The sequence below is a fragment of the Psychrosphaera aestuarii genome (genome assembly GCF_017948405.1).
GTDB classification, from domain to species: Bacteria; Pseudomonadota; Gammaproteobacteria; order Enterobacterales; family Alteromonadaceae; genus Psychrosphaera; species Psychrosphaera aestuarii.
In genome coordinates this window covers 807,988-827,193 of sequence record NZ_CP072844.1, presented here as the reverse complement: position 1 = coordinate 827,193, position 19,206 = coordinate 807,988, and the positions used below count along the sequence as shown (strand labels likewise).

Sequence of the window (19,206 nt, the reverse complement as noted above, 5' to 3'; positions counted from 1 at the left end):
TTCGCTTGTATGATACCTTCTTAAGTATGCCACTTATATTGTTTTTTGCGCCAACTAAGGTAAATGACTGTGATTCGTTCGATTGTAATAATAATAATAGTTTCTCTCTTAGCTGCGTGTGGCAGTGCTCCAAAACAGCAAATCGCTGTCAAAAAAAATAACGATACCAATGAAGCTGTAATTAGCACATTCAAGGACAGCCAGTTTTATATTAAACAAGCGCAAACGACAAACCTTAACAGTGAGCAGCAGAGCTTTTACATCCTAGCCGCCAAAGCCGCGATTGCCGAAAAAAAGCCAGTCATATTTATTCAATCTATCTTGTCAAAAGTTGACTCGTCTAGGCTAAATTCAGTCATGTTAGATATCGAATTAGCAAAAGCGTTATTGTATGCGCAACAAATTGATGAAGCACAAGGTGTAGTGAATAGATTACAACAAGGTACTTTAGCCAATCGCTTTGCAATTCCAATGCGTGTGCTAGATGCACAATTGAAGTCTCAACAAAACAAACATATTGAAGTTATTCAAGCAAGTTTCCAATTACAGTCATTATATGACCAGCAGTTATCTTCTTCAGATCAAGTACTTATTAACAACCTGATCTGGAAACATATTCTTAGTATCCCTGCCGAAACGTTAAGCCGATTTAACACTGACTTTGGCCAGTCATCGGATGCTTGGATTCAATTAGCTAATATCGTTAGACAATACCTTGCAGACCCCAATGAACTTCCAGTTCAATTAGCTAGATGGAAACGAATATATCCTGATACTGTTGTGCCGTCGAAGTTGCCTACGCAAGTTCAGCAGCTCCTCAGTGTCGAACCTTATCAACCAACAAGTATTGCTCTTTTACTGCCGTTGTCAGGTAAATTAGCGAAACAAGCAATGACGATTCGCGACGGATTTTTATCCGCTAAGCCGTTTGACTCCTTAACTACGGTTCACGTATTGGACACAGGATTACTTGAGCTCAAAGATATTGAAAACATAATTGTTGAGCGAGGCGTTGATTTTATTGTTGGACCGCTAGAAAAAGAGACGGTAATTAGTTTCCAACAAAGCGACGTAATTAGGGCAGTACCTCGGTTAAACCTAAACATACCTGAAATTTTACCTACGCAATTACAGAACCTAGCTCGAAGTTACTACTTTTCGTTATCGCCTGAAGATGAGATAGATCAAGCTATTGAGTTATTTTTAGAAAAGGAAGTTAAAACGCCTGCTGTTATTTACGCTGATAATTCCTTAGGCCGACGATTACATGAGCGCTTTAATGCTGCTTGGTATGCCGCAACGGAAAAACAAGCAGAGTCTATAGCCTTTAGAAATCGCTCTAAACTGGGAGACGCTGTACAGCAATTGCTTGATGTTGATGCTAGCCAAGCGAGAATTGCCGAAATGAAGCGATTATTTGGCGCGGCACTTGAAACCGAGACAAGAAGCAGGTCTGACATTGACGCCGTTTACGTTATTGCGAACTCTCAACAAACTCGTCTTATAAAACCGTTTTTCGATGTCAATATCAGTGCGTTTGGCAAACGTCTGCCAATATACGCGTCCAGCCGAAGTTATGTTGTTGATGAGTCAACTCAACAAAAACGCGACCTAAATGGTATGTTTTTTACTGAGATGCCATGGTTAATTAAAAATACTGAACCACAGCTCCACAAATTATATGAGACGATAGGCGAACAACAAACACAATTGAAAAAGCTATTCGCGTTTGGCCATGATGCTTACGAGCTAATCTTTGCTCTGAAACAACTTACTATTTTACCTTCAGAATCTTTATACGGATTGACGGGAAAACTAAGTGTTAAAGATAACCTAGCCATAAAACGCCAACTTAGCTGGTCTCGATATTTGCAAGGAAAAGTCATTGTCCAATCAGAAGGTAGTAACTAAAACGCATAAACAACTCGTTGGTGATGCAAGAGAATTAGAAGCAAAAAATTATTTACTGAAGCAAGGATTAAACCTTGTGGACACTAACTTTAGATGTAAAGTAGGTGAAATTGACTTAATATTTTACTGTTCAAATACCAATACATATATTTTTATAGAGGTAAGGTTTAGATCAAGTTATCAATTTGGCGGCGCAGCAGCGTCTGTAACATATCAAAAACAACAAAAAATTAAAAAAGCCGCGATTTTTTACCTGCAGAAACGTAAACTAACACCAAATATACGGTTTGACGTAATCGCGTTCGAAAACAACCAGCTAAACTGGATTGAAAGTGCATTTTCATGAATGACAATAAAATAAAACAACTTTACACCTCAAATATACAAAACTTTATCGCTTCGGGTGAGCAGAATGCAGACAACATTGCGCTTTCCGCAGCTGTTATCGCTCAAACACTGCTATCTGGTAATAAAGTTCTAACTTGTGCCGACTCAATGGCAAAAATGATGGCAGAGCACTTCGCTGGTATTTTAGTAAATTACTATGAGATCGAACGTCCATGTTTGCCAGCAATAGCGTTAAATGATCATGTGCAAAACTGTGGTCTAGATGAAATTAATTTGACCAACTTTCAAGAGCGTTTTGCCAGACAAATTAGGGCCATTGGCAATGAGCAAGATGTTTTAGTAGTTTTTTCTTTGAATAACAAGGAACCATCTATTAAAGCTGCACTCGAAACAGCATTAACTCGTGACATTCAAGTTATCGCTTTCACATCGGATGATGGCGGTGAAATAGCAGGACTATTAGGCGATAATGATATTGAGATTCGTTTGCCGACTAATAAGCCAAGTAGGACCTTAGAGATTCAGTTGTTCACAGTGCACGTATTAAGTGAATTAATTGATGAAGTTATTTTCTCTATGTAATCGTTTAGATTTAGGAATTAGTTATATGAAAAAGCACCTTATATTGTTGTTATGTATTGTTTTAGTGCAAGGTTGCGTTGAAACAGCAATCGTTGCTAGTGCAGTGACAGCCGTTTCAGCTGCTAATGATCCACGTTCAGTTGGTAGCCAAATCGACGATAATGGTATTGAAGTTCGAGCCACTGTTAAGTTAATGAAAGATAAAGAAGTAAGCGACAATGCTAATATTACATTAGTGAGCTACAACGGCCAGTTATTAGCCGTAGGACAAGCGCCTACTCAAGCTTTAATCACTAAAATTGACGGTATTTTGAAAAGTGTCGATCATGTTATAAAAGTTCATAATCAGGTAAAAGTAGGTCCTTTGGCGTCGATTGGAAGCAAAGCTAAGGACGTGTGGATAACGACTAAAGTTAAATCGGCGTTTTTAGCCAATGATAAAATTGAAGGTACTAAAATAAAGGTAATAACCGAGGCTCAAGAAGTCTATTTACTTGGCATAGTATCGCCAGAGCAAGCGAATGAGGCAGCTTCCGTTGCGTCAAAAATATCTGGAGTTGATCGAGTTATAAAGGTATTCGAATAATTCTCCGAATCCTAATGAAAACTTGAAATATAAAAAAACCAGCAAATGCTGGTTTTTTTTCAAATTTACAAACAAGTTACTTAACAATTGATAAGTGGCTACGCTTTTTATCAGTTGAATCGACCTTTTTTGAATCTTTTTCTGACGAGCTTACCACTTCAAATGAAGCGCCAGGCTCTTCGACTTCAGAAGTATCGCCTTCTACAGGCGCTAATTCGTAACCGTCAATGTCATAGTCCTCTGGCGGAAACATTGTTCCAGCACCATTCTCACGCGCATAAATCGCGGATACGGCGTACATTGGAACATATACTTCAAATGGAACACCGCCAAATCGTGCTGAAAATGTTAATTGCTCATTGCTTATTTGTAAGCTTTGAACTGCACTTGGGCTAATGTTTAATACCACTTGTCCGTCTTTTACACTTTGCGGTGGAACCTGAACATGCGGCAAGTCTGCCTCGACAACTAAGTAAGGCGTATGCTCATTATCCAAAATCCAATCATAAAACGCCCTCAATAAATAAGGGCGATTTGGAGTCATATTTTCCATAATTACTTAATAAGTACTACGGATGTCTTTTTCAACATCTGTTAACGAGGCTTGGAAAGACTCACGCTCAAAGACACGTAGCATATAAGTCTTAATATCTTTTGCTGCAGGGCCTGACAATTCGATACCCCACGAAGGCAAGCGCCATAATAACGGAGCTAAGTAACAATCAACTAAGCTAAACTCTTCACTCATAAAATATGGGTCTTCAGCAAAAATAGGTGCAATAGCTAAGATGCCTTCCTTTAACTCTTGACGTGCAGCTTCATCACCTTGCTCAATTTTACGAGTTAGTGAATACCAGTCATTTTCAATTCTATCCATCATCAAACGACAACGACCACGAGCTACCGGATATACTGGCATTAATGGTGGATGAGGAAAACGCTCGTCTAAATATTCATTAATAATGTTTGCACGATATAACCCTAATTCACGGTCAATCAACGTTGGAACGTTTCCATACGGATTAACTTCATAAAGGTCTTCAGGCATGTTATCTGGAGTTACATAGTGAATATCCACGTTAACCCCTTTTTCCGCTAATACGATGCGAACCTGATGACTATACATGTCATTTGCACCAGAAAATAAAGTCATTACCGCTCGTTTGTTTGCAGACACAGCCATTTATTTCTCCAAAATCTTTCAAATTGCATTATCAAAAAAGGGGCGAAACACCCCTTTTTAAGTAAAATAGTTGTTAAGTTTTTAATTTACTTAACAATTATTTTTTGATGTCTCTCCAGTATTCTTTCTTAAGCAAAACTGCGAATATCCAGAATATGAAACAGTAAAGTAGTGCTTTATAGCCAATGCTTTCACGCTCTAAAATCATAGGTTCACCAATGTAAACCATGAAGTTAGTGATATCTAACATTGCACGATCGTATTCATCTTCACTAAGCTCACCAGAGCCGTCAGATTTAATACCAACGAATTCTTTAACCATTTCACCGTCGATCATACGTTCTTCGTATACTTTTTCAGGTACACCTTGAAGTTCTTGTAATACGTGTGGCATACCAACGTCTTTAAATACTGTATTGTTCACGCCAAACGGACGTGAAGGGTCTACGTAAAAAGACTTTAAGTAGCTATAAATCCAATCTGGACCACGTAAACGAGCTTCAAGTGTCAAGTCTGGAGGAGCTGCACCAAACCATTTTGCACCATCAGCTTTAGGCATCGCATTTTTAATATGCTCACCTACTTTTGTATCTTTAGTAAAAACTAAGTTTTCCATACCTACGTCTAGAGGAATGCCTAAGTCGTTAAAAGTACGCTCGTATCGTTGAAACTGCATTTGGTGACAACCAACACAGTAGTTCATAAACAACTTAGCACCACGTTGTAACGAAGCTTTATCAGTTTGGTCGATTTCTGCTTTGTAAGGCAACGCACCGCCACCTGCAGCAAGTACCGAAGCAGAAACTAAACCAGCGAATAAACCAAGAGTAAGAATAAGTTTTTTCATTATTTCGTAATCCTTTCTGGCAGTGGCTTAGTCTTTTCGTTTTTGCTGTATAACCAAAGTAATACAAAGAAACCAAAATACATAACGGTAAAGACTTTAGAAATCATCTCTTTAAATGGAGTACCCGGTGTGCCACCTAAGTAACCTAGGATAATAAATACAATCGCAAATATAATCAGATTCCACTTATGTAGGCCACAACGGTAACGCCACGAGCGAACCTTACCACGGTCAATCCAAGGTAATAACGCTAGTACAATGATTGCACCAAACATAGCTACAACACCACCAAACGGATTTGGTACCGCTTTAAGAATTGCGTAGAACGGAGTGAAGTACCAAACAGGGAATACATGCTCTGGCGTTTTAAGGTTATTCGCCATTTCAAAGTTTGGATGCTCAATAAACTTGCCGTACATATCAGGGTTAAAGAACATGACATAGCAGAATAGGAATATAAAAATACCAAACGCCATTAAGTCTTTAAGAACCATGTGCGGAAAGAATGGTACTACATCATCCAATAAATCTTTTTTAGACGTATAGTATTCATGGAATTCAAATTTTGTTTTCTCATCATCTGACAATGAACCTTTAGGACGTTTAACATCAACGCCATCAGGGTTGTTAGAGCCAACTTCATGAAGCGCAACAATGTGAAGGAATACTAAGATAACGATAATTAGAGGTAGTGCGATTACGTGCAATGCAAAGAATCGGTTTAGTGTCGCACCAGATACTACGTAGTCACCACGTATCCACAACGCTAAGTCTTCACCTATAACAGGAATCGTACCGAATAAACCTATGATTACCTGAGCACCCCAGTAAGACATTTGTCCCCACGGTAATAAGTAACCCATAAAGGCTTCAGCCATTAGTGCAAGGTAAATAAACATACCGAATAACCACAACAATTCACGTGGTTTCTGATAGGAGCCATACATCATACCGCGGAACATATGAAGGTATACAACAACAAAGAACGCTGACGCACCGGTTGAGTGCATGTAGCGAATAATCCAGCCGTATTCAACATCTCGCATGATGTATTCAACAGAAGCAAATGCGCCTGCAGCAGAAGGTTCATAACTCATCGTTAACCATATACCGGTTACGATTTGGTTAACTAATACGATTGTGGCTAAAAAACCAAAAACGTACCAAAAGTTCATATTTTTTGGTGCTGGGTATTGCGCCATGTGCATGTTGTAAACACGCGACATAGGAATACGAGCATCAATCCAATCTACAAGGTTTTTGAACATTACGCTGCTCCTTCCTGATCTTCGCCGATCAAGATGTTGTTATCATCGATAAAGTAGTGAGGAGGAACTTGTAAGTTTGCACCAGCGGGAACACCACTAAATACACGACCAGCCATATCAAATTTAGAACCATGACATGGACAGTAGAATCCTGATTTAACACCTTCTACTACTTCCTCATAGCCTTCAGACATATAAGTTGGTGAACAACCTAAGTGCGTACAAATACCTACAGCTACAAATATTTCAGGACGCTGAGAACGATGAAGATTTTTAGCATATGCTGGTTGTTGCTCTACTTCAGAGTTTGCATCTTTTAAGTCATCTGCAGAAATGTCTTCAATTGTTTTAAGCATCTCTGGAGTACGATAGATAACCCAAACAGGTTTACTTCGCCACTCAACTCGGATCAATTGACCCGGTTCAATTTTTGTAATGTCAACTTCAACTGGAGCACCGGCTGATTTAGCTCGGGCACTAGGATTCCAGGAAGCAATAAATGGCACAGCCGCTGCCACTGCCCCAGCACCACCAATAACTGATGTTGCTACAGTGAGGAAACGACGACGACTATTGTCTACAGGCGCATTGCTCATCCAATATTCTCCGCGATTAGGATTAATAAGCGTATTATGAAGTGTTCTAAACAGACCCACTTCTTAAAAATTTGGTAATTTAAGAGATTCTACCGAAAAAGCCCCATGTAAAACAAGGCAATATAAGAATATAGAAGATTATTTTCATTTTGAAATAAAAAAGCCCGCATATTGCGGGCTTTTTGAGCAAATAATTGCAAAGCAAATATTAACGTTTTGAGAACTGTGTCTTCTTACGAGCTTTCTTAAGACCAACTTTCTTACGTTCAACGCGACGAGCGTCACGAGTAACGAAGCCAGCTTGACGAAGAGATGGACGAAGTGATTCGTCATAAGCCATAAGAGCACGTGTGATACCGTGACGGATCGCACCAGCTTGACCAGTAGTACCACCACCTGTAACAGTGATGTAAAGGTCAAATTTCTCTAGAAGTTCAACTAACTCTAACGGTTGACGAACAACCATACGAGCCGTTTCACGACTGAAGAAATCTTCAATTGAACGTTTGTTAATAACAATATTGCCTGTACCTGGACGTAAGAAAACACGAGCAGTAGAGCTCTTACGACGACCAGTTCCGTAGTATTGAGTATCAGCCATTTTAATAATGCTCCTTAAATATCTAATGCTTGAGGTTGCTGAGCTGCATGATTATGCTCGGCACCTGCGTACACTTTAAGTTTACGGAACATTGCACGACCTAATGGACCACGTGGCAACATGCCTTTAACTGCTTTTTCAATGATCATTTCAGGCTTTTTAGCTTGAAGATCATCAAAGTTAATTTCTTTAATACCACCTGGGTAACCAGAGTGTGAGTAGTACATTTTGCCTTGGCCTTTGTTGCCAGTAACTTGTACTTTCTCTGCATTAACAACGATGATGTAATCACCAGTGTCCATATGCGGAGTATACTCAGGTTTATGCTTGCCGCGTAAACGCAGAGCAATCTCAGTTGCGATACGACCAAGGGTTTTGCCCTCGGCGTCAACAACGTACCAATCACGAGTGATTGTTGAAGGTGTTGCAGTAAAGGTTTTCATTTTATCTTGAACCTAACATTAATAGTTTTAAGCCAGTAGTTTGATTATCAAACTACACCATTTCATTCGCACCCCTTCGAGTGCACAACCAGTTGTAGGCTAATACAAAAGGTTAGTAACGGTGGGTAGGGGCGGGATTATACAGAAACCGTAGAAAAGATCACCATCTGATAGCGATTATTTTCATCTATTTTAATTGTCTTTAAATATTTACGGTAAATGAGGCTCGGCCAAGTAGTCGTGACTTTGCATTTCTTGTAATCGACTAACGCAGCGCTTAAATTCAAATTCAAGTCCACCCACGTCATACAAACTATCCAACGCAACTGCTGCAGATATAATCAACTTTACTTTGCGTTCGTAAAACTCATCGACCATTGAGATAAATCGTCTCGCAGCATCGTCGTTTTCTTTACTCATTTGTTCAACATTAGACAATAAAACCGTGTGGTAGATTTTGCTAATTTCAATAAAATCTAATTGAGAACGAGCGGACTTACATATTGCATCAAAGTTAAACCAAACCACGCCATCAGCCACCATGCGAGTGTCTATCATTCTATTTTCAACTTCAATCTGTTGATCTTTTTTACCTTCTTCAGGCGCCAATTGACAAAAGTAATGCTCTAGATTTTTTTCTGCTTGAGGATCAAGTGGGAAGTGATAAATCTCAGCCTGTTCAAGTGTACGCAGGCGATAATCAACGCCTGAGTCAACATTTACAACATCACAATGATCATTTAGTAATTTAATAGCTGGTAAGAATCGAGCGCGTTGTAATCCATTTTTATATAAATCATCGGGAACAATATTAGAAGTCGTTACAAAAACCACATCCAATTTAAAAAGCTCTTCTAATAGCGTCCCTAAAATCATCGCGTCAGTAATGTCAGAAACAAAAAATTCGTCAAAGCATATTACTCGCGCTTCATTCGCTAAATTTTTCGCCACAATTTTTAACGGGTCTGACTGACCTTGTAATGACTTCATTTGGTCATGCACTTTATGCATAAAACGATGGAAATGAATTCTTAGTTTTTTCTCAAACGGTAAGCTGTGGTAAAAAGTATCCACTAAATATGTTTTACCTCGCCCTACTCCACCCCAAAAATAAAGGCCTTGCGCGCTTTTTTCTGGTTTTGAAGCAAATAGTTTTGAAAAAAACGAACGGGCTTTGGGTTCGGCCGTTAAGTCATCATATAAACGTTGCAAATGCTTTACCGCATTCTCTTGAGAAGCATCATGGTGAAAGTCTTCACGTTCTAAATCTATTTTATATTGTTGCCAAGGCGTAAATTGTGTTTGCATGTTCGACATATGACTTATAATTGTATTAACAAAATTTAATTGGAAAATAAAATACTAACACGGTAAGAGCAATGTGAGACATAATGATTGCTCAAATCCCTGCTAATTTATTAAGGCTTTTATCATGGAATTTATTAACGGCGTTATATTCTTCTTAATTGGTGTACTTGCAGGCATCGCGTTTATGCTACTTCGCAACAAGCTATCTCCTGGTAGTAATGAAATCAAAACGCAACTCGAGCTATACAAACAGGACAATGCACAGCTCAAACAAGAGTGGCAAGATCAACTTGTTACTTATAAAACCATTTCATCACAGTTAAACGAATTGTCATCGCAAATAGATCAACAAGTCAGTGATGCCAATCAGGTGCTTCATAAAGCACCGACGAGTAACGCGTTCCCATTTTTTTCAAAAGAAGCCACTGAGTTTCTAAAAACAACTCAATCAGAAAAGCGTCAAAAATCTAACCTTTCAAACCAGCCACTCGATTACTCAAATGCTGGCTCTGGTGTCTTCAAAGGCGTTCCACAAAAAAATAATATTGAAAATAAAACCCAATAACCCTATTTAGCGTTTATCAGTAAATAAAGAATATAAAAGTATTTTATTTCTGAACTTAGACGCTTTATGTCTGTCTGTATGAGTAATTCGTTAAAAGGAGTACACCATTTATGGCAGTTTTGGTTAAATCTAAAGTTTTTAAAGTAACAGCGCTGGCGGCAATATTGATGTCATCGCTTCAATTTGTTCAGCCGGCACAAGCGGCAATTCCTTTTACTAGCTTAAAAGGAGAGGTCCCGTCTCTCGCTCCAATGGTTGAAAAAGTTACCCCAGCAGTAGTAAATATCTCCGTTGCCGGTAGTAAAGAAGTTAAAGCCGGCATGGACCCATTTCAATATTTTTTTGGTAACCGAAGAGGACCCCAAACTCAAGAAAGGCCATTTAAAGGTTTGGGTTCAGGCGTCATTATCGATAAAGATAAAGGTTACGTTGTTACCAACAACCACGTAATCGACGATGCTGACGAAATCTTAGTAACGTTAAAAGATGGTCGCCAATTTGAAGCAAAAAAAATTGGTAGCGATGCTCAAAGTGATGTTGCGCTGCTAAAAATAGACCCAGAAAACTTATCTGAAATTAAAATTGCCGATTCAGATAAATTACGTGTCGGCGATTTTGTTGTAGCAATTGGTAACCCATTTGGACTTGGTCAAACCGTAACCTCTGGTATTGTAAGTGCTAAGGGACGTCATGGTCTATCAGCGCCTAGCCAACAAGGCTTAGAGGATTTTATTCAGACTGATGCCGCTATAAACAGTGGTAACTCTGGTGGCGCTTTAGTGAACCTTAAAGGTGAACTTGTTGGTATTAATACCGCAATTATTGCGCCTGGCGGCGGTAACGTTGGTATAGGTTTCGCCATTCCATCTATCATGATGAACAATCTAGTTAATCAACTTATCGAATTTGGTGAAGTCAAACGTGGTGTTCTTGGCATTACTGGGTACGACTTTAATGCTGATTTAGCAAAAACATTTGAGTTAGATATTGCTCAAGGTGCGTTTGTTCAGCAAGTAATTCCAGATTCATCGGCTGATAAAGGTGGTCTAAAATATGGTGACGTAGTCACTCACGTTGATGGTATAAAAATCAGCTCTTTTAACGAGCTCCGTAGTAAAGTTTCGACAAAAGGCGCTGGTAGCGAGATTGAGCTTACCGTTAACCGCAGTGGCGATGTTAAAAAAGTCGTCGTTGTCCTTGGCGCGGCTGACAAACCAGCAATTACAGCTGGCAATATCCACCCTGCCTTAAAAGGTGCGACTTTCTCTAGTGGTAAAGCTGAAAATGGTGTGACTGGAGTTCAAGTTACTGAATTAGAAGAACGCTCGCCAGCTTCTATGCTTGGACTTGAACAAAATGACATTATTATTGGTGTTAACCGAACGCGTATACAGAGTGTATCTGATTTACGCGATGCGCTTGAAGAAGCAAAAGGTGTGATGGCACTTAATGTCGTTAGAGGAAATAGCTCTCTATATATACTAATTCGTTAGTAACATAATAAATAAAGTCTGTAACAAATGAGCCTGCTTTGATGGTATGAAGTGGGCTCTTTTTGTTCTAGAATAAAAAAAACATCCATAAAAACGCAGGATTAACGTGATTAAGAAGATTAAGTTTGTATTAAATAGTGTGGCCTACGGATTGGCTGCTGCTTTAATTGTCGTTATTCTCAATCCTGAATTGCGTAACAATCTTGGAATCAACAAACTCACCACTAACGTCATGCGGCCTGCTGCAATGTCATTTGCCTCTGCAGTTCAACAAGCTGCACCTTCCGTGGTAAACGTATATTCAGTAACAGGAAGTAGCCAAGCTATAAGTCGTAGAGAAAAAATTAATGACTTAGGCTCTGGCGTTATCATGACGAGTAATGGTCACATTCTTACCAACTACCATGTTGTTGATAATGCAGAATCAATATTAGTGCACCTTCAAGATGGCAGACAATTTAATGCCGAAGTAATAGGTTTAGATAAAGTCACCGATTTGGCACTTTTAAAGATCAACGCAAATAACCTCCCTACCATCCCACAGCAATCAGACTTAGAGCCGCAAGTAGGTGATATCGTTTTAGCAATAGGCAACCCGCTTAATTTTGGCCAAACGATAACCCAAGGAATTGTAAGTGCTACGGGTAAAAAAGGTCTTACCCCTGGCGCGAGTTATAGTGATTTTATACAAATGGACGCAGCGATTAATCTTGGTAATTCAGGTGGTGCGCTTGTAAATTCCCAAGGCATGCTTGTGGGCATTAATACCGCAGCTTCTCCAGGTACTAAAAATGGTGTTCAAGGCATCTTTTTTGCGATTCCTTATCAACTTGCAAAACGTATCATGAACAAACTTATGGAAGATGGCGAAGTAAAGCGCGGATACTTAGGTCTTGAAGGTGAAGCCATTAATCAAGTGGGTCAACCGGTTAGGAGCAGTATTGAATCAATTGCAGGTATTCGACTCACGTACATCGACCCTCTTGGTCCTGCATGGAAATCTGGTTTGAAGTTTGGTGATGTACTATTGGCGGTAAATGACAAGCAATTAGTTAGCTTTTCCGAACTGTTAGGGATCGTTGAACACGTCGAACCCGGTGAAACAATTTCCCTAACAGTATCAAGAAGTAATAAAGTAATTAAAATTAATGTTGAGGTTGGTAAGCTAGAAATAGACTAGCTTACAGACCCTCTCTTATTAAATAGTCAAAAGCACTTAGTGACGCTTTGGCCCCCTCGCCCATCGATATAACGATTTGTTTATACGGAACAGTGGTAACGTCACCGCATGCAAATATCCCTTGCTCTGATGTTTGACCTTTTTCATCAATAATAATCTCTCCAAACTTTGTACGCTCCACAGTGCCATTTAAGAATTCACTGTTTGGTAACAAGCCAATTTGAACAAATACACCTGATAGCTCAACTTCATGGTTAGTTTCGGTTTCTCTATCTATGTATTTAATGCTCGAGACTTTACCGTTAGTTGCAACAATTTCAGAAGTAGCCGCGTTCGTTATAACATTAACGTTTTTACGTTCGTATAGCTTCTCTACTAATATTTTGTCTGCTTTTAATTCAGGTAAAAATTCAAATACAGTTACACTTCTAACCATGCCGGCTAAGTCTAGTGCAGCTTCAACGCCTGAGTTACCACCGCCAATCACAGCGACGTCTTTGCCTTTGAAGAAAGGACCGTCACAGTGCGGACAATAGGCCACACCATTACCAATATTCTCTACTTCACCCGGTACACCAAGTTGTCTCCATTTAGCACCAGTGGCAATAATTAAAGACTTAGTTTCGATTACTTCACCTGAACTTAGATAAACTTTCTTAATTTTACCTTTTTCTACTTTATCTACACGCAAATGTTCCTTGCGAGTGATTTCGTAATCGTTCATGTGAGCTAACATGTTATTTGTTAATTCTGTACCGGTTGTTTTACTAACAGAAATTAGGTTTTCAATATCAACTGTATCTTTGACTTGACCACCAATTCTATCGGCAACCATAGTCACTGCTAAACCCTTACGAGCACTGTATATTGCTGCTGCAACGCCAGCTGGCCCACCGCCTATAATTGTTACATCTTGAAGCGGCAATGCGTCTTGTTGATCAGCTGATAACTCTACAGGCGCTACTTTTAATAGCTTATCTACGAGCTGCGCAGTATCAATTTTACCGTTAGCAAATACTTCACCATTCAGATAAACGCTCGGAACACCTTGAATATTTCGCTGTTCGATTAACTCAGGATATAGTCCGCCATCAATCATCTCGGTAGATATGTTTTCATTCAACAGTGCAAATTGGTTTAACGCCTGAACTACATCAGGACAGTTATGGCAGCTTAAACTAATAAAAACTTCAAAGTTTAGTTTTTTATCTACGTTTTGAATTAGACGCATTAGTTGCTTATCTAATTTTAAATCAGTACCCGCTGACTGCAATATCGCTAAAATCAACGAATTAAATTCATGACCTGAAGGTATTCCAGAAAAGAAAATACCATTAAACGTCCCATCCACTTCTAAACCAAAACTGATAGGGCTTCTTAATACCTCAGAGGCATCTCTTTCTTCGATGTGCAATTGTGAAGACACTGAACAAACTTGAGTTAAAAATTCTTTTAATTCCTGACGTTTTGGGTGCTCGCCTGTTTGCAGCACTAAAGTTACATCATTCGTCATGTCTTCTGTGTAGGCTTTAAGGGCCTTTAAAATATCGTTACTTAACATTTTTAACTCTCCTTTAGCGAAGGTGCTCAAAAGAGCACCTTACTACTTTGCTATCTATTAAATTTTGCCAACTAAATCTAGGCTTGGAGTCAATGTCGCTTCACCTTGCTCCCATGCTGCTGGACATACTTCACCGTCATTGTCGCGAACGTATTGCGCAGCTTTAACTTTGCGTAACATATCTTTCGCTGAACGACCAATGCCACCTGCATGAATCTCGGCAACTTGGATGATGCCATCTGGATCCGCTAAGAATGTGCCGCGATCTGCCATGTGATCTTCTTCGATCATCACATCAAAACCACGAGTAATGTGGCCAGTTTGATCACCTAGCATTGGGAATTTGATTTTACCAATCGCTTCGCTTGAGTCATGCCATGCTTTGTGAGAGAAGTGAGTGTCAGTAGACACTGAGTATACTTCTACACCTAAGCCTTGTAGCTCTTCGTACTGGTTGGCCATATCTTCTAATTCAGTTGGACAAACAAATGTGAAGTCAGCTGGGTAAAATAAGAAAATAGCCCACTTACCTTTTACATCTTCCGATGTAACTGTTGTAAATTCGCCATTGTGAAAAGCTTGAGCCGTAAACTCTGGGATTGATTTTCCGATTAAAGACATATTGATTTCCTCATTTCTTTTTATGTTTAAGTAACACCCACTGTATTGTGAGGTGCTTTATTTCGATGAAGTGAGAATAGAGGACTTGAGTAATTTATAAAAATTGATTAATTTGAATTATATATTCAATAAAACAGAACCACGTAACATGATCTCGTTAAAACAACTCTCCTATGCCCTTGCTGTTCAAGACGAAATGCACTTTAAAAAGGCCGCAGATGCTTGTAACGTATCGCAATCAGCGCTGAGTACTGCCATTACAGAACTGGAAAAACAGCTTGGCATACAAATATTTGAACGAAACAATAAACAAGTGCTTGTTACCCCAGCAGGACAAGTACTATTAAAAACAGCACAAAATATTAAATTACAAGTTGATGATTTATATAAATTATCCCAAATGAATAAATTACCGCTTAGTACGCCAATGAACATTGGTGTGATTCCAACTATCGGACCTTATTTACTGCCTAAAGTATTACCAGACGTAAGAAAACAATACCCTAATTTTAAGCTTCATCTAGTAGAAGATCAGTCTCATGTCCTTGTTGATAAAGTAAGAAAAGGTGACTTAGATTGCGCTATCTTGGCACTACCATACGATATTGAAGGTTTAATGGCGTTTGAGTTCTGGCAAGAAGACTTTTATTGGGTTTCTCACAAAGATGAGTGCCCAAGTAATCTACAAGAAATATCAAGCAAAGACATGAAAATTGAACGACTGATGTTATTGAAGGATGGTCATTGCTTAAAAGATCATGCTTTAGCAGCTTGCAGTTTTAATGAGCACAATAATAACGCTGATTTTAACTCAACCAGTTTAAACACCTTGATTCAAATGGTGGTTGGTAAACTCGGCACAACATTAGTACCCGAGATGGCACTGGATCAACTTATACATACCGAGTCTGAGTTACGTGCAGTGCATCTTAATGAGCCAGGCCCACATAGACGATTAGCTTTTATTATTAGACCTAATTACGGCGGCACTAAAAATATTGAAATTTTAATGGATATTTTTAAAGCTCAATTGTCGTTAATCAAAACTAAATAAATTAGCTTTAGCAAAATATTAAAGCAATAAAAAAGGGCCAATGGCCCTTTCTTATTATTTAAGACTAAAACATAACCGTCTGATTAATTATCAACGCGAGTAATATCTGCGCCTAAACCAACAAACTTTTGTTCGATATTTTCATAACCACGATCTATGTGGAACACTTCATCCAACTGAGTTGTGCCTGATGCTATTAAACCTGCAATAACAAGACTAGCAGAGGCTCGCAAGTCGGTAGAAACAACCTGAGCACCCATCAAATCTGATTTTTCAGGACAGATAGCTGTATTACCTTCTAATTGAATGTTCGCGCCCATGCGTCGTAATTCTGGTACGTGCATAAAACGGTTTTCAAAAATAGTTTCGGTTATTGTGCCAACCCCATTTGCAACTACATTTAGTATGGTGAATTGAGCCTGCATATCCGTTGGAAAACCAGGGTGAGGAAGGGTTTTGATATTTACTGCTTTTAACTCACGACCCGTCATATCAATAGTGATACTAGTATCGTCCCAAGTGACCAGTGCATTTGCATCTAACAGTTTTTCAATAACTGGTTCAACTAAGCGATAATCTGTATTTTTACAAACTACTTTTCCGCCAGTTACAGCTGCTGCAACTAAAAATGTTCCTGTTTCAATGCGATCTGGTAAAATCGTGTGTTTACAACCGTGAAGCTGCTCTACACCTTCGATAGTAATATTATTGCTTCCTGCTCCAGATATTTTTGCACCCATCTTGTTTAGGCATACAGCCAAGTCAACGATTTCAGGCTCACGCGCGGCATTTTCAAGAACAGTCGTTCCCTCTGCTAACGTCGCGGCCATCATTAGATTTTCAGTCGCGCCGACACTTATTGTGCTCATATAAATACGAGCACCTTTCAGTCGGCCATCAACTTTGGCGTTAACATAGCCTGCTTCAACAGATATTTCTGCACCTAGCTTTTTAAGCCCTTCAATATGCAAGTCAACCGGTCTTGCACCTATTGCACAACCACCAGGAAGTGATACTTCAGCATGCCCAAAACGAGCAAGCAATGGACCTAAAACTAAAATCGATGCTCGCATTTTGTTTACGAGTTCATAAGGCGCTACGGTTGAGTTAATACTACCCGCATTAATTTCGATTTCATGACCGTTATTAATGACTTTGGTACCAAACTGCTCTAGAAGCTGGCAGGTAAAAGTAATATCTCTTAAGTTCGGGACGTTATCATAATGACACACTTCCGTTGTCAAAATAGAACTAATAAGAATAGGTAATGCGGCGTTTTTGGCACCTGATATTGTGACTTCGCCATTTAGCGAGTTGCCACCTTTTATAAGCAATTTTTCCATAAGAAGTTCTATCTAAAGCAGTGATTGAAGTTTTTTGTCTTTTTGCCAAGCGGCAGGGGTATAAGTTTTGATACTTACGGCGTGCATACTGCCATCGGCAATATTCGCTAACAAAGGTTTGTATACCAATTGCTGTTGTTTAACTCGTGATAACGATTCGAAAACCTCACCTACAGCGGTGATTTGATAGTGTGAACCGTCTGATTTTACAATAACTTCGTCAAGCGTTAAGTTCTCTAAAAGAACTTCTTTTACCTTTTCAATATCCATCACAAATCCAAATATCTAACTACAATTGTCATTTTTCAATGGTAGTAACTCTAACACGTTGCTAATACTGGCTAAAGCTAATAATTGTTGTGGTGCATTTATTATTGATACCGTTTGGTGTGATTGGTAGTGAGAAATCAGTTTAAGCAACCATGCAAGGCCAGCTGTATCAGTGCTTTCAACTTTACATAAGTCTAATATTGTCGGTCCGGTGATAGCAGGAAATTTGTAGCAACTAGGATGCCCTAGCGCAAAGCGATCTAATGCACCAGTTATCAATAAATGATTATCGTTTAACGTGAATGACACTGACATAATATTTTAGTTACCTAAATCTTTTTTAACGATCGGTTTTTCTGCTTTCTCGAGCAATAAATGAGTAACAGACTCGATACCTTGCTGGCGAATAAGGTTTTGCAATTCAGCTCGCTTGCTATCTAACACTGATACGCCTTCAGCAATCATGTCATAAGCGCTCCATTCGCCGGTCTTGGAGTTCTTTCGTAACTTAAAGTCAATACGAATATCTGGCTTACCTTCGTCTAATACTCGAGTCTTAACAACCACTATTTTCTGACCGTCAATTGGATATGCAGGTTCAAAAACCACTTGCTGATCATCATATAACGTCAGAATGCCCGCATAGGTTGCCACCAAATACTTTTGGAATGCATCATAAAACGCTTCGCGCTGCTCTTCCGTACTTACTCGGTAATAAGGGCCTAATACCATAGCTGCTGCGTATTTATGGTTAATGGAAGGAGCTAATTGCTCGGTAACCACCACTCGTAGAACTTCCGGATTCTCAACAATTTGTTGTTGCTCGGCAGTAATACGCTTAAACAACGCATCCGCTACACCTCTAACTAACTCAAAAGGATTGTCATTAGAATTAGCTGCTGGAGCAATAAAACTTACCAATAAAAAACTCAATAAAATTACATACAGTTTTTTCATATCTTAATTATCACTTCCTTGGTTAAATAAGAATTGGCCTATCAACTCTTCTAATACCAGAGCTGACTTAGTATCTTCAATATAGTCACCGTCTTTTAAAATTGCGACAGTCTCATCAATAAAACCAGGCTCTAAGCCTAGATACTGCTCGCCTAACAAGCCTGATGTTAAAATTGCAATAGAGCTGGTATCTGGAAAGTTATCATATTGAGCATCTATAGCGAGTGTCGCCACAGGTGCATAATCTACCGGATCCAATTGGATAGACTCTACTCGGCCAACAACTACACCACCCACCTTAACTGCTGAACGAACTTTTAAACCACCAATATTGCTAAACTTAGCTTTTAATTGGTAAGTTTCTCCTGAGCCGGACATACCTTGACTGGCTACGTTTAGTGCCAAAAATATAACCGCGGCAATACCAAGTGCCACAAAAAAACCAACTAATACTTCTATTTTTCTTGATGTCATCATCTTTCCCTTAAA

At 39.1% G+C, this 19,206-nt stretch carries 23 protein-coding genes; 8 read left to right on the top strand and 15 right to left on the bottom strand.

Going from position 1 to position 19,206, the window contains the following annotated elements:
- The first annotated feature begins 69 nt into the window (after positions 1–69).
- Genes J9318_RS03810 through dolP form a run of 4 tightly spaced genes read left to right on the top strand, consistent with a single transcriptional unit; the run spans position 70 to position 3,427 of the window.
- Entirely contained in the window at positions 70–1,911 is a 1,842-nt protein-coding gene (locus J9318_RS03810; RefSeq protein ID WP_210561369.1) for a penicillin-binding protein activator, read from the top strand.
- Positions 1,886–2,257, top strand: coding sequence for a YraN family protein (locus J9318_RS03805; protein ID WP_210561367.1), 372 nt, complete (start codon positions 1,886–1,888; stop codon positions 2,255–2,257). The genes J9318_RS03810 and J9318_RS03805 overlap by 26 nt, the downstream gene beginning before the upstream one ends.
- Positions 2,254–2,841, top strand: coding sequence for a D-sedoheptulose-7-phosphate isomerase (locus J9318_RS03800; RefSeq protein WP_210561359.1), 588 nt, complete (start codon positions 2,254–2,256; stop codon positions 2,839–2,841). Before J9318_RS03805 ends, J9318_RS03800 begins: the two co-directional genes overlap by 4 nt.
- 25 nt (positions 2,842–2,866) lie before the next feature.
- Complete coding sequence (gene dolP, locus J9318_RS03795; protein WP_210561356.1) at positions 2,867–3,427, top strand: division/outer membrane stress-associated lipid-binding lipoprotein; 561 nt, start codon at positions 2,867–2,869, stop codon at positions 3,425–3,427.
- 76 nt (positions 3,428–3,503) lie between these two features.
- On the opposite strand, the gene J9318_RS03790 is transcribed toward dolP, so the two are convergent.
- The 8 genes from J9318_RS03790 to zapE all read right to left on the bottom strand — a co-directional run bounded on the left by J9318_RS03790 (position 3,504) and on the right by zapE (position 9,673).
- Positions 3,504–3,980, bottom strand: coding sequence for a ClpXP protease specificity-enhancing factor (locus J9318_RS03790; protein ID WP_210561355.1), 477 nt, complete (start codon positions 3,978–3,980; stop codon positions 3,504–3,506).
- 6 nt (positions 3,981–3,986) lie between these two features.
- Positions 3,987–4,610, bottom strand: a complete 624-nt coding sequence (sspA, locus tag J9318_RS03785; RefSeq protein ID WP_210561353.1) for a stringent starvation protein SspA — start codon at positions 4,608–4,610, stop codon at positions 3,987–3,989.
- 97 nt (positions 4,611–4,707) lie between these two features.
- Entirely contained in the window at positions 4,708–5,457 is a 750-nt protein-coding gene (locus tag J9318_RS03780) for a cytochrome c1 (RefSeq protein WP_210561351.1), read from the bottom strand.
- Positions 5,457–6,725, bottom strand: coding sequence for a cytochrome b (locus tag J9318_RS03775; protein ID WP_210561349.1), 1,269 nt, complete (start codon positions 6,723–6,725; stop codon positions 5,457–5,459). Before J9318_RS03775 ends, J9318_RS03780 begins: the two co-directional genes overlap by 1 nt.
- On the bottom strand, positions 6,725–7,321 hold the full coding sequence (gene petA, locus J9318_RS03770; RefSeq protein ID WP_210561347.1) for a ubiquinol-cytochrome c reductase iron-sulfur subunit: 597 nt from the start codon (positions 7,319–7,321) through the stop codon (positions 6,725–6,727). The genes J9318_RS03775 and petA overlap by 1 nt, the downstream gene beginning before the upstream one ends.
- Positions 7,322–7,529: 208 nt before the next feature.
- Positions 7,530–7,922, bottom strand: coding sequence for a 30S ribosomal protein S9 (gene rpsI, locus J9318_RS03765; protein WP_210561345.1), 393 nt, complete (start codon positions 7,920–7,922; stop codon positions 7,530–7,532).
- A gap of 14 nt (positions 7,923–7,936) precedes the next feature.
- Complete coding sequence (gene rplM, locus J9318_RS03760; protein WP_210561343.1) at positions 7,937–8,365, bottom strand: 50S ribosomal protein L13; 429 nt, start codon at positions 8,363–8,365, stop codon at positions 7,937–7,939.
- 210 nt (positions 8,366–8,575) lie between these two features.
- The gene (gene zapE / locus J9318_RS03755) at positions 8,576–9,673 is read right to left on the bottom strand and encodes a cell division protein ZapE (protein WP_210561341.1); all 1,098 of its coding nucleotides are present in this window, start codon (positions 9,671–9,673) and stop codon (positions 8,576–8,578) included.
- A gap of 124 nt (positions 9,674–9,797) precedes the next feature.
- On the opposite strand from zapE, the gene J9318_RS03750 reads away from it, so the two are divergent.
- The 3 genes from J9318_RS03750 to J9318_RS03740 all read left to right on the top strand — a co-directional run bounded on the left by J9318_RS03750 (position 9,798) and on the right by J9318_RS03740 (position 12,911).
- A complete protein-coding gene (locus tag J9318_RS03750; RefSeq protein ID WP_210561339.1) occupies positions 9,798–10,238 on the top strand; it encodes a ZapG family protein in 441 nt (146 codons plus the stop codon).
- A 110-nt stretch (positions 10,239–10,348) separates the two neighbouring features.
- A complete protein-coding gene (locus tag J9318_RS03745; protein ID WP_210561337.1) occupies positions 10,349–11,731 on the top strand; it encodes a DegQ family serine endoprotease in 1,383 nt (460 codons plus the stop codon).
- Positions 11,732–11,837: 106 nt separating this feature from the next.
- Positions 11,838–12,911, top strand: coding sequence for a trypsin-like peptidase domain-containing protein (locus J9318_RS03740; RefSeq protein WP_210561335.1), 1,074 nt, complete (start codon positions 11,838–11,840; stop codon positions 12,909–12,911).
- A gap of 1 nt (position 12,912) precedes the next feature.
- Here the strand turns inward: J9318_RS03740 and ahpF are convergent, their stop codons facing one another.
- The gene (gene ahpF, locus J9318_RS03735) at positions 12,913–14,472 is read right to left on the bottom strand and encodes an alkyl hydroperoxide reductase subunit F (RefSeq protein ID WP_210561333.1); all 1,560 of its coding nucleotides are present in this window, start codon (positions 14,470–14,472) and stop codon (positions 12,913–12,915) included.
- 57 nt (positions 14,473–14,529) lie between these two features.
- Positions 14,530–15,093 carry an alkyl hydroperoxide reductase subunit C gene (gene ahpC, locus J9318_RS03730; RefSeq protein WP_210561331.1) on the bottom strand — a complete coding sequence of 188 codons (564 nt, stop codon included), beginning with the start codon at positions 15,091–15,093 and terminating at the stop codon, positions 14,530–14,532.
- Positions 15,094–15,241: 148 nt separating this feature from the next.
- On the opposite strand from ahpC, the gene J9318_RS03725 reads away from it, so the two are divergent.
- Positions 15,242–16,147: a hydrogen peroxide-inducible genes activator gene (locus J9318_RS03725; RefSeq protein ID WP_210561329.1), complete on the top strand. Its 906-nt coding sequence runs from the start codon at positions 15,242–15,244 to the stop codon at positions 16,145–16,147.
- An 83-nt stretch (positions 16,148–16,230) separates the two neighbouring features.
- Here the strand turns inward: J9318_RS03725 and murA are convergent, their stop codons facing one another.
- Genes murA through mlaD form a run of 5 tightly spaced genes read right to left on the bottom strand, consistent with a single transcriptional unit; the run spans position 16,231 to position 19,191 of the window.
- On the bottom strand, positions 16,231–17,490 hold the full coding sequence (gene murA, locus J9318_RS03720) for a UDP-N-acetylglucosamine 1-carboxyvinyltransferase (protein ID WP_210561327.1): 1,260 nt from the start codon (positions 17,488–17,490) through the stop codon (positions 16,231–16,233).
- A gap of 12 nt (positions 17,491–17,502) precedes the next feature.
- Positions 17,503–17,760 carry a BolA family protein gene (locus J9318_RS03715; RefSeq protein ID WP_210561325.1) on the bottom strand — a complete coding sequence of 86 codons (258 nt, stop codon included), beginning with the start codon at positions 17,758–17,760 and terminating at the stop codon, positions 17,503–17,505.
- 15 nt (positions 17,761–17,775) lie between these two features.
- Positions 17,776–18,075, bottom strand: a complete 300-nt coding sequence (locus J9318_RS03710; RefSeq protein WP_210561323.1) for an STAS domain-containing protein — start codon at positions 18,073–18,075, stop codon at positions 17,776–17,778.
- 6 nt (positions 18,076–18,081) lie between these two features.
- On the bottom strand, positions 18,082–18,717 hold the full coding sequence (locus J9318_RS03705; protein ID WP_210561321.1) for an ABC transporter substrate-binding protein: 636 nt from the start codon (positions 18,715–18,717) through the stop codon (positions 18,082–18,084).
- A gap of 3 nt (positions 18,718–18,720) precedes the next feature.
- Positions 18,721–19,191 carry an outer membrane lipid asymmetry maintenance protein MlaD gene (mlaD, locus tag J9318_RS03700; RefSeq protein WP_210561319.1) on the bottom strand — a complete coding sequence of 157 codons (471 nt, stop codon included), beginning with the start codon at positions 19,189–19,191 and terminating at the stop codon, positions 18,721–18,723.
- Positions 19,192–19,206 lie beyond the last annotated feature (15 nt).

What these genes read in the sequence shown, in the direction of transcription:
- J9318_RS03800 (WP_210561359.1), top strand. Translation starts at nt 2,254, where the DNA reads ATGAATGACAATAAAATAAAACAACTTTACACCTCAAATATACAAAAC.
- dolP (WP_210561356.1), top strand. Translation starts at nt 2,867, where the DNA reads ATGAAAAAGCACCTTATATTGTTGTTATGTATTGTTTTAGTGCAAGGT.
- J9318_RS03790 (WP_210561355.1), bottom strand. Translation starts at nt 3,980, where the DNA reads ATGGAAAATATGACTCCAAATCGCCCTTATTTATTGAGGGCGTTTTAT.
- sspA (WP_210561353.1), bottom strand. Translation starts at nt 4,610, where the DNA reads ATGGCTGTGTCTGCAAACAAACGAGCGGTAATGACTTTATTTTCTGGT.
- J9318_RS03780 (WP_210561351.1), bottom strand. Translation starts at nt 5,457, where the DNA reads ATGAAAAAACTTATTCTTACTCTTGGTTTATTCGCTGGTTTAGTTTCT.
- J9318_RS03775 (WP_210561349.1), bottom strand. Translation starts at nt 6,725, where the DNA reads ATGTTCAAAAACCTTGTAGATTGGATTGATGCTCGTATTCCTATGTCG.
- petA (WP_210561347.1), bottom strand. Translation starts at nt 7,321, where the DNA reads ATGAGCAATGCGCCTGTAGACAATAGTCGTCGTCGTTTCCTCACTGTA.
- rpsI (WP_210561345.1), bottom strand. Translation starts at nt 7,922, where the DNA reads ATGGCTGATACTCAATACTACGGAACTGGTCGTCGTAAGAGCTCTACT.
- rplM (WP_210561343.1), bottom strand. Translation starts at nt 8,365, where the DNA reads ATGAAAACCTTTACTGCAACACCTTCAACAATCACTCGTGATTGGTAC.
- zapE (WP_210561341.1), bottom strand. Translation starts at nt 9,673, where the DNA reads ATGCAAACACAATTTACGCCTTGGCAACAATATAAAATAGATTTAGAA.
- J9318_RS03750 (WP_210561339.1), top strand. Translation starts at nt 9,798, where the DNA reads ATGGAATTTATTAACGGCGTTATATTCTTCTTAATTGGTGTACTTGCA.
- J9318_RS03745 (WP_210561337.1), top strand. Translation starts at nt 10,349, where the DNA reads ATGGCAGTTTTGGTTAAATCTAAAGTTTTTAAAGTAACAGCGCTGGCG.
- ahpF (WP_210561333.1), bottom strand. Translation starts at nt 14,472, where the DNA reads ATGTTAAGTAACGATATTTTAAAGGCCCTTAAAGCCTACACAGAAGAC.
- ahpC (WP_210561331.1), bottom strand. Translation starts at nt 15,093, where the DNA reads ATGTCTTTAATCGGAAAATCAATCCCAGAGTTTACGGCTCAAGCTTTT.
- J9318_RS03725 (WP_210561329.1), top strand. Translation starts at nt 15,242, where the DNA reads ATGATCTCGTTAAAACAACTCTCCTATGCCCTTGCTGTTCAAGACGAA.
- murA (WP_210561327.1), bottom strand. Translation starts at nt 17,490, where the DNA reads ATGGAAAAATTGCTTATAAAAGGTGGCAACTCGCTAAATGGCGAAGTC.
- J9318_RS03715 (WP_210561325.1), bottom strand. Translation starts at nt 17,760, where the DNA reads ATGGATATTGAAAAGGTAAAAGAAGTTCTTTTAGAGAACTTAACGCTT.
- J9318_RS03710 (WP_210561323.1), bottom strand. Translation starts at nt 18,075, where the DNA reads ATGTCAGTGTCATTCACGTTAAACGATAATCATTTATTGATAACTGGT.
- J9318_RS03705 (WP_210561321.1), bottom strand. Translation starts at nt 18,717, where the DNA reads ATGAAAAAACTGTATGTAATTTTATTGAGTTTTTTATTGGTAAGTTTT.
- mlaD (WP_210561319.1), bottom strand. Translation starts at nt 19,191, where the DNA reads ATGACATCAAGAAAAATAGAAGTATTAGTTGGTTTTTTTGTGGCACTT.